Source organism: Dactylosporangium sp. NBC_01737, assembly GCF_035963215.1.
Classification (GTDB): Bacteria; Actinomycetota; Actinomycetes; order Mycobacteriales; family Micromonosporaceae; genus Dactylosporangium.
The window spans coordinates 4,490,572-4,505,048 of sequence record NZ_CP109153.1 but is presented as its reverse complement, the minus strand read 5'-3'; the positions used below and the strand labels follow the sequence as shown (position 1 = coordinate 4,505,048).

General features: G+C 72.4%; 13 protein-coding genes. 5 read left to right on the top strand and 8 right to left on the bottom strand.

Annotated features, from left to right (window positions below):
• Positions 1-1,353: an aldehyde dehydrogenase family protein gene (locus OHA72_RS20510; RefSeq protein WP_327009407.1), complete on the top strand. Its 1,353-nt coding sequence runs from the start codon at positions 1-3 to the stop codon at positions 1,351-1,353.
• Complete coding sequence (locus OHA72_RS20505) at positions 1,350-2,429, top strand: zinc-binding dehydrogenase (protein WP_327009406.1); 1,080 nt, start codon at positions 1,350-1,352, stop codon at positions 2,427-2,429. Before OHA72_RS20510 ends, OHA72_RS20505 begins: the two co-directional genes overlap by 4 nt.
• Here the strand turns inward: OHA72_RS20505 and OHA72_RS20500 are convergent.
• The 8 genes from OHA72_RS20500 to OHA72_RS20465 all read right to left on the bottom strand — a co-directional run bounded on the left by OHA72_RS20500 (position 2,415) and on the right by OHA72_RS20465 (position 11,573).
• Entirely contained in the window at positions 2,415-3,215 is an 801-nt protein-coding gene (locus tag OHA72_RS20500; RefSeq protein ID WP_327009405.1) for an alpha/beta fold hydrolase, read from the bottom strand. The genes OHA72_RS20505 and OHA72_RS20500 overlap by 15 nt on opposite strands.
• On the bottom strand, positions 3,212-4,672 hold the full coding sequence (locus tag OHA72_RS20495) for a flavin-containing monooxygenase (RefSeq protein WP_327009404.1): 1,461 nt from the start codon (positions 4,670-4,672) through the stop codon (positions 3,212-3,214). Before OHA72_RS20495 ends, OHA72_RS20500 begins: the two co-directional genes overlap by 4 nt.
• A gap of 67 nt (positions 4,673-4,739) precedes the next feature.
• The gene (locus tag OHA72_RS20490) at positions 4,740-5,978 is read right to left on the bottom strand and encodes a hypothetical protein (protein ID WP_327009403.1); all 1,239 of its coding nucleotides are present in this window, start codon (positions 5,976-5,978) and stop codon (positions 4,740-4,742) included.
• 20 nt (positions 5,979-5,998) lie between these two features.
• Positions 5,999-6,661: a hypothetical protein gene (locus tag OHA72_RS20485; RefSeq protein WP_327009402.1), complete on the bottom strand. Its 663-nt coding sequence runs from the start codon at positions 6,659-6,661 to the stop codon at positions 5,999-6,001.
• Positions 6,662-6,766: 105 nt separating this feature from the next.
• Positions 6,767-7,435 (bottom strand): hypothetical protein, encoded by a 669-nt coding sequence (locus OHA72_RS20480; protein ID WP_327009401.1) that lies wholly within the window; start codon positions 7,433-7,435, stop codon positions 6,767-6,769.
• A 16-nt stretch (positions 7,436-7,451) separates the two neighbouring features.
• On the bottom strand, positions 7,452-7,856 hold the full coding sequence (locus tag OHA72_RS20475) for a hypothetical protein (RefSeq protein WP_327009400.1): 405 nt from the start codon (positions 7,854-7,856) through the stop codon (positions 7,452-7,454).
• Between the two features lie 71 nt (positions 7,857-7,927).
• The gene (locus OHA72_RS20470) at positions 7,928-9,928 is read right to left on the bottom strand and encodes a peroxidase family protein (protein WP_327009399.1); all 2,001 of its coding nucleotides are present in this window, start codon (positions 9,926-9,928) and stop codon (positions 7,928-7,930) included.
• 367 nt (positions 9,929-10,295) lie between these two features.
• The gene (locus OHA72_RS20465) at positions 10,296-11,573 is read right to left on the bottom strand and encodes a damage-control phosphatase ARMT1 family protein (protein ID WP_327009398.1); all 1,278 of its coding nucleotides are present in this window, start codon (positions 11,571-11,573) and stop codon (positions 10,296-10,298) included.
• A gap of 30 nt (positions 11,574-11,603) precedes the next feature.
• Here OHA72_RS20465 and OHA72_RS20460 point away from each other — a divergent pair, with 30 nt between their 5' ends.
• From OHA72_RS20460 to OHA72_RS20450, 3 genes are all read left to right on the top strand, one after another.
• Positions 11,604-11,945, top strand: coding sequence for a YkvA family protein (locus OHA72_RS20460; protein WP_327009397.1), 342 nt, complete (start codon positions 11,604-11,606; stop codon positions 11,943-11,945).
• A 117-nt stretch (positions 11,946-12,062) separates the two neighbouring features.
• Entirely contained in the window at positions 12,063-13,130 is a 1,068-nt protein-coding gene (locus tag OHA72_RS20455; protein WP_327009396.1) for a hypothetical protein, read from the top strand.
• Between the two features lie 175 nt (positions 13,131-13,305).
• Positions 13,306-14,463: an alanine--tRNA ligase-related protein gene (locus OHA72_RS20450; RefSeq protein ID WP_327009395.1), complete on the top strand. Its 1,158-nt coding sequence runs from the start codon at positions 13,306-13,308 to the stop codon at positions 14,461-14,463.
• Positions 14,464-14,477 lie beyond the last annotated feature (14 nt).

Genomic DNA, 14,477 nt, shown 5'->3' with positions numbered 1-14,477 from the left:
ATGAGTATCGACGTCTACAACCCGGCGACCGAGGAGGTCATCGGGTCCGTGCCCGAGACCACCGACGTGGACCCGGCCGTCGCCGCCGCACGGGCCGCCCTCGGGCCGTGGTCGGCGCTGTCGCCCGCCCGGCGCGCCACGCACCTCGCCGCGCTGCGCGACCTCCTCGCCGTGCACGCCGACGAGCTCGCGGCGCTGATCACCGCCGAGATGGGCGCGCCGCTGGCGATCGCCCGCAAGGTCCAGGTCGGCCTGCCGATCGCGGTGCTGTCCTCGATGGTCGACCTGCTCGGCGGCCTCTCCGGCGGCGCCGACGAGCGGATCGGCAACTCGCTGATCGTGCGCGACCCGGTCGGGGTCGTCGCGGCGATCACCCCGTGGAACTACCCGCTGCACCAGACCGTCGCGAAGCTCGCGCCGGCGCTGGCGGCCGGCAACACCGTCGTGCACAAGCCGAGCGAGGTCGCGCCCCTGTCGGCGCTGCGCCTGCTCGACCTGGTCCGCGAGGCCGGGCTGCCCGAGGGCGTCTACAACCTCGTCACCGGATACGGCGACCCGACCGGGGCGGCGCTGGCCGGGCACCCCGGCGTCGACCTCGTGTCGTTCACCGGTTCGACCGGCGCCGGTCGTACCGTGGCGGCACTGGCAGCCAGGAACCTGACCCGGGTGTCACTCGAACTGGGCGGCAAGTCCGCGAACGTCGTCCTGCCGGACGCGGACCTCGCCGCCGCGGTGAAGGTCGGCGTCGGCAACTGCTACCTGAACTCCGGCCAGACCTGCACCGCCTGGACCCGCCTGCTCGTGCACGAGTCGCAGCACGACGAGGTCGTCGCCCTCGCCGCCGCCGCGGCCTCCCGCTACACCGTCGGCGACCCCACCGACCCCGCCACCCGCCTCGGCCCCCTGGCCTCGGCCGCCCAGCGCGACCGGGTGCTGTCCTATGTGGAGCGCGGCCTCGCCGACGGCGCGAAACTGGCGCACGGCAACGCATCCGTGCCCGGCGTCGGCTACTACGTCGCCCCGGTCGTCTTCGCCGACGTCGACCCCGCGTCGGCCATCGCCCAGGAGGAGATCTTCGGCCCGGTGCTGTCGATCATCCGGTACCGCGACGAGGACGACGCCGTCCGCATCGCCAACGGCACGCCGTACGGGCTCGCCGGCAGCGTCTGGTCGGGCTCGCAGGAGCACGCCCTCGCCGTCGCCCGGCGGATGCGCACCGGGCAGGTCGACGTCAACGGCGGGTCGTTCAACCCCCTGGCCCCGTTCGGCGGGATCGGGGACTCCGGATACGGCCGCGAGCTCGGCGTCCACGGCTACGAGGAGTTCACGTCGGTGAAGGCGATCCAGCTGTGACCGCCGCCCTGGTCCTGCGGGCCGTGGACGGTGCCGCGGCCGTGGAGGAGCTGACCCTGAACCCGGCCGGCCCGCACCAGGTGCGGGTGCGGCTCGCCGCCGCCGGGGTCTGCCACTCCGACCTGTCCCTGGCCAACGGCACCCTGCGCCAGCCGTTCCCGGTCGTCCTCGGCCACGAGGGCGCCGGCGTCGTCGTGGAGGTCGGCGCGGCCGTCACCGGCCTGGCCGTCGGCGACCACGTCGTGCTCAACTGGTCGCCGCCGTGCCGGTCCTGCTGGTTCTGCGAGGCCGGCGAGCCGTACCTGTGCGCGCACGCCGACGACGCCCGCGGGGTGCCGTTCGCCCGCACCGCCGGCGGCGAGGACGTCTACGCGGGCCTGGGCACCGGCGCGTTCGCGACCGAGACCGTCATCGGCGCCAACGCCTGCATCCCGGTGCCGGCCGACATCCCCCTCGACGAGGCGGCCCTGCTCGGCTGTGCCGTCCTCACCGGCGTCGGCGCGGTCCTCAACTCCGCCCGCGTGCGCGCCGGCGAGTCCGTGGTCGTGATCGGCCTCGGCGGCGTCGGCCTCGCCGCGCTGCAGGGGGCGCGCATCGCCGGCGCCTCGACCGTCATCGCCGTGGACGCGTCACCGTCGAAGGAGGACCTGGCCCTGTCCCTCGGCGCGACCCACTTCCTCACGCCCGGCACCTCCCTCGCCAAGGAGATCCGGGCGCTGACCTCCGGCCGCGGCGCCGACCACGCGATCGAGTGCGTCGGCCGCGCCGCGACGATCCGGGCCGCCTGGTCCGTCACCCGCCGTGGCGGCCGGGCCACCGTCCTCGGCCTGGGCTCCACCACCGACGAGGTCACGTTCAGCGCCCTGGAGGTCGCGTACTTCGCCCGCACGCTGACCGGCTGCATGTACGGCAGCACCGACCCGGCCGTGGACGTCCCGGTGCTGCTGTCGCACTACCGCGCGGGCAGGCTGGACCTGTCCGCCCTCGTCACCGACCACGTCTCCCTGGACGAGGTGGGCGACGCCTTCGACCGCATGCGCAACGGCGTCGGCGCCCGCACGCTAGTCCACTTCTAGGCGGTCCATCCGCCGGGCGGCGGCGGTCGTGCGCAGGATGACGCCGGCGACCAGGGCGGGGTCGTCGCTCATCGGGACGTGGCCGCAGCCGTCGAGGGTGACGTGCCGGGCGCCGGGCAGGCGGTCGCGGGCGACGCCGGCCTGGACCGGCAGGAAGATCCGGTCGCGGGAGCCCCACGCGATCGTGACCGGGACGCCGGGGTCCGCGGTGAAGGTGTAGGCGCGGCCGTGGCGGGCGACCGCGCCGAAGCCCCGGCCGCCGCGCAGCGCCAGGGTGTCGGCGAGGGCGCGTTCGGCGGTGAGGACGCCGGGGTTGCGCACCAGCCAGCCGAAGGAGAACGCCTTGCCGAAACCGGTGCGGTAGAAGACTTTCAGCAGCGGCGCCGGGGTGAAGGCGCCGACGCGGTGGCCGCGCAGGATGCTCAGCGCCCGGCGCACCTGGGCCGGGGTGCAGAAGCCGGCCGGCGACAGGGCGGTCACCGACCGGGCGTGGCCGGCCGCCGCGAGCTCCAGGGCGATGGCGCCGCCGAGGCTGTTGCCGGCGACGTGCGGCCGGTCGAGTCCCGCCTCGGCGAAGTACGCCGCGAGGGCCTCGACGGCGCTCGGCATGCCGTGGTTCTCGGCCGGGGCCGGCGAGCGCCCGAAGCCCGGCAGGTCGATCGCGATCACGTCGTGGTGCGCGGCGAGCAGGTCGATGACGGGCTCCCAGGCGCGCCAGTGGTGGCCGATGCCGTGGATGAGCACGAGCGGCTCGCCGGCGCCCTTGCGGACGGTGTACAGGGTCACGCGGTCACCTCGTATGCCTTGACGTCGAAGCGCTGCATCCGCTGCCGGAAGCGCCAGGTGGAACCGGGCCACAGGGTCGAGTTGCGGCCGGTCGAGTCGATGTACCAGCTGCTGCAGCCGCCGGTCGCCCACACCGTCCTTGCCATGCGCCGGTCGACGGCGGCGGTGAACGCCCGCTGCGCCGACGCGCGCGGCTCCAGGCTGCGGGCACCGGTGCGGCGCAGCGTGTCCAGCGCGCCGAGCACGTAGTTGATCTGCGCCTCGATCATCAGGACCACGGAGTTGTGGCCGAGACCGGTGTTGGGGCCCAGCAGCAGGAACAGGTTGGGGAAGCCGGCCACGGTGGTGCCGCGGTACGCCTGCGGGCTGCCCTGCCACACCTCGGCGAGGCTGCGCCCGTCCCGGCCGCGGACCCGCTCGCTGATCGGCAGGTCGGTGACGTGGAACCCGGTGCCGAAGATGATGGTGTCGGCCTCGTGCTCGACGCCGTCGCGGGTGACGATCCCCTGTGGACGGACCTCGGCGATCGGCTCGGTCACCACGTCGACGTTGTCCCGCGTGAGCGCCGGATAGTAGGTGTTGGACTTCAGGACCCGCTTGCAGCCCATCGCGTAGCCGGGGGTGAGCCGCGCCCGCAGCACCGGGTCGGCGACGGCGCGGCGCAGGTTGCGCAGCGCGATCCGCTGCGCCAGCCGCATCACCCGCGGCCGGAGGAAGCCGATGACGGTGGACTCGATCCCCCAGTAGACGAGGGTGCGCATCAGCCGCTGGGCGCCGGGGATCCGCTGGTACGCCACGTGCTCCCACCTGCGCAGCGGCCGCTCGTTGCGCGGCATCACCCAGGCGGCGGTCCGCTGGAACAGGGTCAGCCGGCCGACCTCGGGCTGGATCGCCGGCACGAACTGGATCGCCGACGCCCCGGTGCCGATGACCGCGACCCGGCGGCCGGTGAGGTCGTGCCCGTGGTTCCAGCGGGAGGAGTGGAACGTCTCGCCGCGGAACGTCTCCAGGCCCGGGAGCTTCGGGATGACCGGTTCGTTGAGCGGGCCGCCGGCGCTGATCAGCACATCGGCCGTCCACTCGCCCTGCGATCCGCCCCGGGACGTCTCGATCCGCCAGTGCCCGGCGGCGTCGTCCCAGGACGCCTGCCGCACGTCGGTGTCGAAGCGGATGCTGGGCCGCAGCCCGAAGCGGTCCGCGCAGTCGCGCAGGTAGTCCCAGATCTCCGGCTGCGGGGAGTACGTGCTGCTCCACCGCGGGTTCAGCGCGAAGGAGAACGAGTACACGTGCGAGGGCACGTCGCAGGCACAGCCCGGGTACGCGTTGTCGCGCCACGTGCCCCCGAGGTCACCGGCCCGCTCGAAGACGACGAAGTCGTCGTGACCACGCTGCTTGAGCCGGATCGCGGCGCCCAGCCCGCCGAACCCGGCCCCGACGATCGCGACCCTGACATGCATGCAGCCTCCCTGGTACCGACTGGTACCAGGGAGGCTACCACCGGGTAGCTTCGCGTGGAAGCGTGCGTTACAGGTCGAGCAGGCGGTTCAGGAAGTCGCGGTACTGCCGGACCGCCGCCCGCAGCCGCTCGGTGTCCTCGCCGCCCTCGCTCTGCCAGGCGCTCAGCTGCGCCCGCTGCGACTCGAGCGCGCCGGTGACGGTCGAGACCGCCTCGGCGATGAGCTGGTCCGCCTCGCCGGCCACCGAACGCGGGTCGTCGATGAACCGCAGCTGCAGCTCACGCCACCGCTCCCGCAGCCCGTCGCCGGCGCCGTCGGCCCAGATCGCCCCGACCGGCAGCGCCTCGACCGCGCCGGGCCGCAGGTCCTGCCCGGCACCGGCCGTGTCCTGCGCCGACCCGTCCGGCACCGGGACCGCGACCACGTCACCCGCGTCGAGCGCCTCGCCACCTTCGAGCGCCTCGCTGGCGGCGACCGGCTCGGCAAGGGTGTCGTCGTAGCGGCCGGCGTCAGCGTCAGCGTCGGCGGTGTCGCTGTCGGTGTCGTAGTGGTCGGCGGTGTCGGTGCCGGCGGTGTCATGGTCGGCGGTGTCGTAGTGGTCGGTGGTGTCGGCCGTGGTCGTGTCGTAGTGGTCGGTGGTGTCGGCCGTGGTCGTGTCGTCCTCGGTGAGGGAGCCGGCTCGCAGCTGGGTCGCGTGCTCGGCGGCCCAGGCGCGGTCCTCGGCATCGGTGCTGACCGCCTCGGTGCTGTCCACGTCGGTGTTGTCCACGTCGGTGTTGTCCACGTCGGTGCCGGCCGCGTCGGTGTGCTCGGCGGTCCAGGCGCGGTCCTCGGCTTCCTCCTCGGCCGCGGCCTCGACCTCGTCGCGCTCGTCCGCCTGCGGGGCGACGTCCGCGGGGACGAAGTCGGTGTCGCCGCGGTCCTCGTTCTCCTGGCGGGCCTCGACCTCGTCGGCCGTCTCGTCGTCGGTCGCCTCGTCCGCCTCGGCCCGCTCGTCGTCCCGTTCTTCGTCCCGCTCGTCGGCCTGCTCCTCGGCGAGCGCCTGGTCGTGGTCGACGACCTCGACGTCGTCACGGTCGGCCAGGTCGTCACGGTCGGTGTCGGCGACCGCGGAACCGGACGCGTACGTGCCGGCCGGGTACGACTCATCCGTGCCTTCGTGCGTGCCTTCGTGCGTGTCGTGATCGTGCGTGTCGCCGGTCGCGTGGTCGGTGTGGGCGGTGCCCACTGCCACGTCATCGTCGTCGGCCGGGTTGCGGGGGCCGGGCACGTGGCCCTCGTCCAAGGTGCCGCGTTGATCCTGCATCGGGGGTTCCTTTCCCGGCCCTACGACCGGCGGCTGGTGTCGTGGGGGGCGTCCGCGGGGTCACGCTGCACGGGCACGTCGACATCGGCGTCCGTGTCCGTGGCGTGAGTGTCCGTGGCGTGCGTGTCCGTGGTGCTCGCGACGCCGGGGGTGGCGTCGGTGCCGAGCAGCTCGGAGAAGAGCGTGCGGTAGTGCACGACGGCCTGGCGCAGCTGCTCGGTGGTGGCCTCGCCACGGTCACTGAGCTGGCTGATCTCATGCGCGTCGCGGTAGTGGCCGAGGGTGCGGGCGTGCTCCACCGACAGGTGCGCGATCTGCTCCTCGTACTCGCCGGTCGGGTATCCGCGCTCGGCGACCAGCTCGGTGACGAGCGCGTCGGCGTCGCGGACGGCGCCGGCCGGGTCATCCAGGAAGCGGGCCTGGATCTCCTCCCACGCCGCGGTGTACCGGGTGCGCGCCTCAGGGGCGAGGTCACGCAGCTCGAGCTCGGCGTGGCGGCGCTCCCGCTCGCGGAGCTCGCGCTCGGCGGCGACGCGGCTGTCACCCTCGGCGACGGCCCGGTCGTACTCAGGGCCGAACCGGTGCTGCAGCGCCCGCCGCCGAGTGACGAACCAGATGCCGTAACCGATCGCCGCGATCACCAGAAGCACGACGATCGTGATGAGAACTTGGGTGGTTGTCATGGCGGTCCTCCTTCACAGGAGGTATTCCGCATGACACGAAGTATCAAACGAGAACGGTCATTACGGGCAGTTCGTTCATGGGCTACGGCTCACGGCGAGGGGCACTCACGGCCCCACGAGGTGCGTCAGGAAGTCGCGGTACCCGTGGACCGCCGCCCGCAGCTGCTCGGTGTCGTCGCGCCCGCTGGCCCGCCACGTGCTGAGCTGGTCCTTGCGGGCGTTCAGCGACGCGGTCACCCCGGCCAGGGCGTCGTCGACGAGCCGCTCGGCCTCGCCCGCCGCGGTCTGCGGGTCGTCCATGAACCGCAGTTGCAGCTCCTGCCAGCGGGTGCGGACCTCGTACACGTGGGCCTCGGACGTCAACGGCGACGTCGCCGACGAGAAGTAGGTCGACCCGGGCGCCGGCACCGACGACATCGGCGTGGGCACCGCGGGACCGGCGGCCGCACCGTACGCGGCGCCGTACGTCGCGGCGGGCGCACCGTATCCGCCCGGCGCGGCCATCCCGGTCGCGGCCATGCCGTTGGGTACCGCCATCCCGTTCTGTGCCGCCATCCCGTTGGGTGCCATGTTGTTCGGTACCATCCCGTTCGTTGCCATGCCGTTGGGTGACATGCCGCTCGCGGGCATGTTGGCCGGCGCGGGGGGACGGGGCGCGGGCGGGCCCGACGTGGCCTCCTCCTCTTCCTCCTCCTTGCCGCCGCGCAGCAGAATCCAGCCGCCGACCGCCAGGGCCAGCACGACCAGGCCGATCGTGATCGTCGTCGAGTTCATGTGGACCCCTTGCTCATCAGAGACCGAGGATGCGGTCGAGGAACTCGCGGTAGTCGCGCAGGGCTGCACGCAGGTTCTCGGTGTCGACCCCGCGGCTGGCCCGCTGCTGGTGCAGCTGCGTCCGCCGGGCGTCCAGCGAGGCGGTCAGGGACATGACCGCCTCCTGGACGAGCCGTTCGGCCTCCCCCGCGACCAGGTGCGGGTCGTCGAGGAACTTCAGCTGCAGCTCCTGCCACTTGCCGCGGATACGCTGCCGGTCGGTGTCATTCCACAGGGACGCCAGGGTCGCGGCGGGCGTGCCGCCGGTGTTCGCGCGAAACGGTGCGCCGTTGATCTGCGGGGACGGTGGCGCGGGCGCCGGCGGCTCGTCGTCAGGCTGAGTCGCCAGCTCCGGCACCGACTCGTCGGCTTCAGGTTGCATTGCGCGGTCCTACCCAGGTCCACGGAACAAAACCACCGGCGCGGCGCGCGGCGCGTGGCGGCACCGCGCGCTCAGGCGGCGGGTGCCATGAACACGTCCGCGGTGAGCTCGGCCCGGGGGATGTCGGTGTTCAGGGCGATGATGTCACCCAGGTTGCGGCGGAAATCCACCCCGTACACCCTCCTGATCATGTCGAGGCCGGCGTCGTTGCGGTAGAAGAACCGGTCGCCGTCGCGCAGCGCCTGGAACTGGCGGGCCCAGATCGCCAGCTGCAGCTCCCCGAACTCGCTGCCGCGCACGTGCGGTTCGGCGACCATCCCGACGAACGCGTCGACCCGGTCGACGGAGCCGTAGACCGCCTTGAGCCGGGCCGCGAGCGCGGTGCGTCGCACGCCGCGGGTGACCGACGCCTCCGCCGCGTCCGACGCGGGGTCGACCCGCTTGCCGTCGGCGTCGAACAGCCCGACGAAGTCCAGCGCCGACGGGTCGTCGACCTCCTTGCCGGCGGTCAGCTCCGGGTCGCGCGGCCACGCCTCCGTCGCCTCGCCGGTGATGGCGCGGAACGTGCGGCGGGCGGGCAGCCCGTACGCGCGGCGCAGCTCGTTGTAGCTCGGGATGCCGTGGTCGCGGCCGCGCTGCACGTCGATTGCGCCGAGGTCCACGACGCCGCGGAAGCACTCCGGCAGGGTGGGCCCGTCGAGGCACTGCGGGTTGCCGGCCACCGGGATCTGGAACAGCACGCTGCGCAACTGGTTGTCGATCTGCTCGTCGTTGCGGTATTCCGACTCCGAGCCGATGCCCTGCAGCAGCGGCCCGAGCTGCACCGCCGGGACCAGGTCGGGGTTGAAGTAGGCGACGTTGAGCGGCACCGCGAGCTCGACCTCGTCGCCGTCGACGGTGACCTCGACGCCGCCGCGCTCGAACTGCTGGAGCGTCGCGGTGCTGTAGCGGTCCACGTCCGAGGACATCTCGATCTCGCCGTGGATCATGCTGTGCGCGCGGTACCCGACGGTCGCGAACTCGTTCGACAGCGTCGCGTCGACGTCGGGGCGGTACCCGCGGTACCGCGGCAGGTCGACGCCGAGCGCCGGCAGGAAGTGCTCGTAGGTGATGTAATGCTGCTCCGCGATGACGACCCGGCGCGCGATCTGGAAGCGTTGTTCGGCGCTGAGCGTGGCGGGGAGCAGGTCGACGACCCGGTTGTGCTCGCGGGCGAACAGGGTCTGCACGGCGGTGAGCGCGATGTTCTCGTTGGCCCGCTGGTCGCCGGTGACGGCGGCCTTCCCGGGCCGGCCGAGCAGCATCCCGTCGACCGCCATCGCGGGCGCGGTGCCGGGGTCGCCGCGGCTGTCGCGGCGCGGCAGGTAGCCACCCTGCAGCAGCAGGTGCGGCCCGTTGTTGCTCATGTTGCCGTCGACGGGGCCCTCCCGCAGCCACTCGAGGCGTTCCTGGGTGCCGCCGTACACGGCCCAGCCGTCGACGTAGGAGCTGACGAGGTTCGTCTGCTGGCGCGGCCCGCCGGACCTGGACGTGCTGCCCGCCGCGGGCTTGGAGCGGGTGAACGGGATGCCGCCGACGGTGTTGACGAACGACTCGAGGGGGTCCTTGGCGTTGAACGCGATGTCGGCCTTCTCGACGCCGGGGTCCTTCGGGCCGCCCTCCTCGCGCAGGCCGATCGTGTGATCGACGAACTGTCCCCAGACGAAGCCCCACTGGCTCACCCGGCGGTCGGTGAAGATGTTCTGGTTCCTGTCGTTGAAGACGCGGTTGCTGATCCAGCGCACGTCGGGTCCCTGGACCATCGCACCGCGTCCGTCGGCGTACCGCGCCTGCGCGACCCTGCTGTACGGCAGCCCGGCCCGCCCCCACCGGGGGTGCGCACGGTTGTTGCCGGACCCGTCGAGGCTCTGCACCTCCAGGTCGATGCCGCCGCCGCGCCCAGGTGGACGCTGCCGGCCGGAGACGCGGTCAGCAGTGATCTCAGCGGCGACGGCCGTGCCCCCGGCCACCACCACCGCAAGTACCAGAACCTGGACCGAGAACGGAACGAACTTGCCGATGCGATGACCCATGATTCCTCCACAGGTACGACCGCCTCGCCGGTGGCAATGCTTCGCCTACCTGTGCAGGAGCGTCAATGAAGGGGCCCTCAAGTCTGGCTTAAGGCTTGCAGCGCGGCGCCCATGACCTTGCAACGCCCGGCGCACGGCTTGCACGCCCGCATGACACCGCGCGCATGCGACCGGCATGTCGGACATTTCCGGTGAAGACGGCGGTCGATGCGTGACGCCCGCCACGCTTGAGGGGTTTCGCAAGCCGACCGCAAGTGCCCGCCAAGTACCGCCCGGCAGAGTGCTCACCATGACGACGAAGCGCATCTGGGCCGGACCGACCTTCACCACGACGACCGCCGCCGCTCCCACCGGCACCGCCGGTGTTTCAGCCGCGCACTTGGACCATGGCAAAAGCGCCGCTGGTGCGCCATGACGCGGGCAGCTTCGCCTCGACGCCCGCGGCCAACCCGACGACCACGTCCGACTTCACCGTCCGCAGGGCCGCGACCGGCCCGGGAAAGTATCCGGTAGTACTTGAGAACGACGTCTCCGGCGACCAGCTGCGATCCCCTACCAGCCGCCGGTAGTTGAGGTCCCCCTTGAGGATGGTCAGCGTCGCCGCCCCGAAGCGGGCGGCGAGGCGGGCCGGCATCTGCGGGAACTCCAGCGGCGCGCAGTAGAACGGGTCGGTGACCAGCTCCAGGACCCCGGCGCGCAGCGCCGCCCACAGGCGGCGGCCGATGGCACTGTCGGCCGGGAAGCGCCACAGCTCGGTGAGCACGTCGGCGGTCAGCGCGTCGGAGACGAAATACGGCGCGGGCTTGACGTGCAGCTCGACCCGCGTGGCCCGCCCCGTGCGCAGCAGGAAGTCGATGAGCACCAGGTCCGGCAGCAGCTCCCGGCCCGCGTTGTCGGCGACGACGCAGACGGTGCCGCCGCCGAGATGCTTCCAGAGCCGCTCGGTGTCATCGGCGACGAGCTCGTCGACCCGCTGCGGCGCGCCGTCTCCGGCGCCCTGCTCCGCGGCCCTTGCCGCCCCTCGTTCCCCGTCTCGTTCCCCGTCTCGTTGCGCGTCTCGTTCCCCGTCTCGTTGCGCGGCCCTTTCCCCGTCTCGTTGCGCGGCCCTTTCCGCGTCGCGTTCCGCGGCCCTTTCCGCGGCGTGCCGCTGCGCCAGCTGGAAGCCGAGGTCGGCCCGGTTGCCCCACAGCGCCGCCGCGACCAGTGCCGAGGCCTGCTCATCCTCAGGGAGGACCAGCAGCGCGTCGAGCGCCCGCAGCTCCTCCTCCCCCGGCAGGTCCGCGGCCTTCTGCGGCCCGAACGGGTCGATCCCCCGCCACGGCCCCGGCTCGTGGTAGCCGGTCGCGTACAGCAGCCGCCGGTAGAAGTAGTTCTCCGCCCACAGGAACGGCACGTCGAACATCGACTGCCCGAAGTACGGCTCCCCCCAGCGGTCCCAGTCCTCATGGTCGTGGGCGTCCCGTGGCAGCGGGGTGACGGTCGGGTCCTGCAAGAGCCTTGCAAGCCCGTCACGGACCGGCGCCGCGAACGGCAGGTCGGCCAGGACCCGGGCGACGATGGCCGGGTGGCGGTCGCGCAGGACCGACGCGGCGAAGGACGCCGGGTCGTCACTGCGGATGCGTGGCGGGGGTGCGTCAACGGGCATGGTGCGAGTATCGCCCGTAGACTCAGGCCCATGGACGACACCGTGTTCTATGCGCTCATCGTGATCGGCGGCGTGCTGCTGATCGGGGTGCTGATCGCCGCGATCGTCCTCGCCACCCGCGTGTGGAAGACCGGCAAATATCTGCAGGCGATGGGCGCAGGCGGCAAGTTCGCCTTCTGGGGCGCGCTCATCTACACCGTGTCCCCGGTCGACCTGCTGCCCGACCCGATCTACCTCGACGACGTCGGCGTCCTCGGCGCGGCCCTGATCTACCTGACCCGTCTGGCGGCGAAGGCCCGCGAGCGCCAGCAGCAGGGCGGCTCGCTGCTCCCGCCGCAGCTGCAGCGCCGCCCCCAGCAGAAGACCCGCTGAGGTTTCACCCCATACGACTCTTTGTGCGGCGCGCCGCCGGGAGTCCTTGATCCGACCCATCCTCATCCACGCTGGTCGATACGCTGCCTCCCCCTTTCCCAGGATGGAGGCACCTGTATGACGTTGCCCATGAGGTACCGGCGGATGGCCGGCATCGTCGCCGTCGTGCTCGCCGGCGCGCTTGCCGGCACCCTCGGCGCCGCCCGGCCCGCCGCCGCGTTGCTGCCCGACACGTTCGGTTTCGCCCTGTGGTCCGGCGGGGTCGTGTCGCAGCAGTGGCCCGTCGCGACCAGCGTCAGTCCCGGCGTCCCCGGCCGGTGGACCGTCAGGTTCCCCGGCGTCGCCGCCGCCGGTGGCGTCGTGCACGTGACCGCCGTCCAGGACGCGGTCAGCAACCCGCCGGGCCGCTGGTGCCAGGCCGACTCGTGGGGTCCCGTCGGCCCCGACGAGATCGTCAGGGTCAGCTGCTACCGGCCGGGCGGGTTCCTCGACGCGCTGCCCGGGTTCTCCGTGCAGTTCGCCCGCAGCTCCGGCGTGTTCGCCGCGACCCGGTACGGCTACGTGGACGCCAACCCGGCCGGCGGCACGATCACCCAGTACAACTCCGTCGGTGCCGCCAACACCGTCGCCAACGTCGCCCCCGGCCTCTACTCCGTCGCGCTGCCCGGTCTCGGCACCGCCGGCCCCCAGGCCGGCGACGTCCAGGTCACCGCCGTCAACCCGGCCTCCGGCGCCCGGTGCAAGGTCGCGAGCTGGCAGTCGTCCGCCAACGGCCAGTTCTTCCGCGTCTACTGCTTCAACCCCGCCGGGGCGACCGCCAACACCCGGTTCACGCTCACCTGGCACTACCAGCGCGCGCTGTACGGGGGCGCCGCCCCGCCCTACAAGTTCGCCTACCTGTGGAACGTCCCGCCGCTCGGCCCGCCGCTGACCAACTTCAACTCCGCCGGCCCGGTGGGCGCGCTCGCCTTCGGCCCGCCCGTCTGGACCGCCACGTTCGGCGGCGTCGCGTCCCCACCCGGCAACGTCCAGGTCACCGCGTTCGGCACCACGCCGGACCACTGCGGCCTGCACCTGCCGTGGACTCCCGGCGCCGGTGGGCTCGGCATCCGCATCAACTGTTTCACCAACGCCGGCGCACCCGTCAACAGCGGCTTCACCGTCGAGTACTCGTCGCGCTTCTGAGGAGGTAGACTCCCCCGCATGCGTATCAGGCGTTTCTCCGCTGCTGCCGCGCGAGCTCACCGCTCGCCGGACGCCGCTGCCTGATCTTCTCCCGCTTCAGCCGGCGACCGGAAACGGTCGCCGGCGTTTTTGTGTGCCGTGGGGTCCGTTTCCGGTCCATCCCAGGAGGACCACGATGGACACGACCACCACCCTGACCACGCGGCAGATCACCGGCACGTTCCTCGACTTCTACCGCGACCGCGGCCACCAGGTCGTCGGCGACGCGACCCTCATCCCGCCGCAGGGCGACCCGGTGCTGTTCACCAGCGCGGGCATGCACCCGCTCACGCCGTACATCGAGGGCCTGCCGCATCCGCTCGGCCGCCGTCTCACCGGCGTGCAACGCTGCCTGCGCACCACCGACCTGGACGAGGTCGGCGACGACACCCACCTGACCATGTTCCAGATGCTCGGCTCCTGGTCCCTGGGTGACTATCCGGGCGACCGGAGTCTCCGCTGGGGATACGAGCTGCTCCGCGACGGGTTCGGCATCCCGCCGTGGCGGCTGCACGTCACCGTGCACCACGACGACCCCGGCTCCCTGGACACCTGGCAGCGACTCGGGGTACCGGTCGAACAGCTCGGCGAGGACAACTGGTGGTCCAACGGCCCGACCGGCCCCTGCGGCCCCGACTCGGAGATCTTCATCTGGACCGGCGACACGGAACCCACCGGCACCCCATCGACGGACGACCGCTGGGTCGAGGTGTGGAACCACGTGATGATGCGGTACCGCCGCCACCCCGACGACACCCTCACCGCCCTCGAACACCCCAGCGTCGACACCGGCATGGGCCTCGAGCGCATGGCGATGGTGCTGCAGGGCCACTCCTCGGTCTTCGACACCGACGTCTTCGAACCATGGAAACGCACGGTGTCATCCCTGTGGACCCCGTCCAGGCTGGTCTACGACCACCTGCGCTCCTCCGTCGTCGTCATCGGCGACGGCGTCCACCCCTCGAACACCGGCCGCGGCTACGTCCTGCGCCGCCTCATCCGCCGCGTCCTGACCACCCTCTGGCGCGACGACCCGTCCCGCACCCTGCTCGACCTGCCGACCGAACCGATCGCGTCCACCGTCGACCACCACGACCTGCGCATCGACCCGCTCTACGTCCACGACGTCCTGGTCTACGAGGAACGCCGCTTCAGCGCCCTGCTGCGCCGCGGCCGCCCCCTGATCGAACGCCTCCTGCAGCGCGGCCCCCTCACCGACGACGACTACCACTACCTGCACGACACCCACGGCATCCCCCGCGACCTCGTCGAGGAGGTCGTGACCGCGATGTAGGGATCGACTCCCGT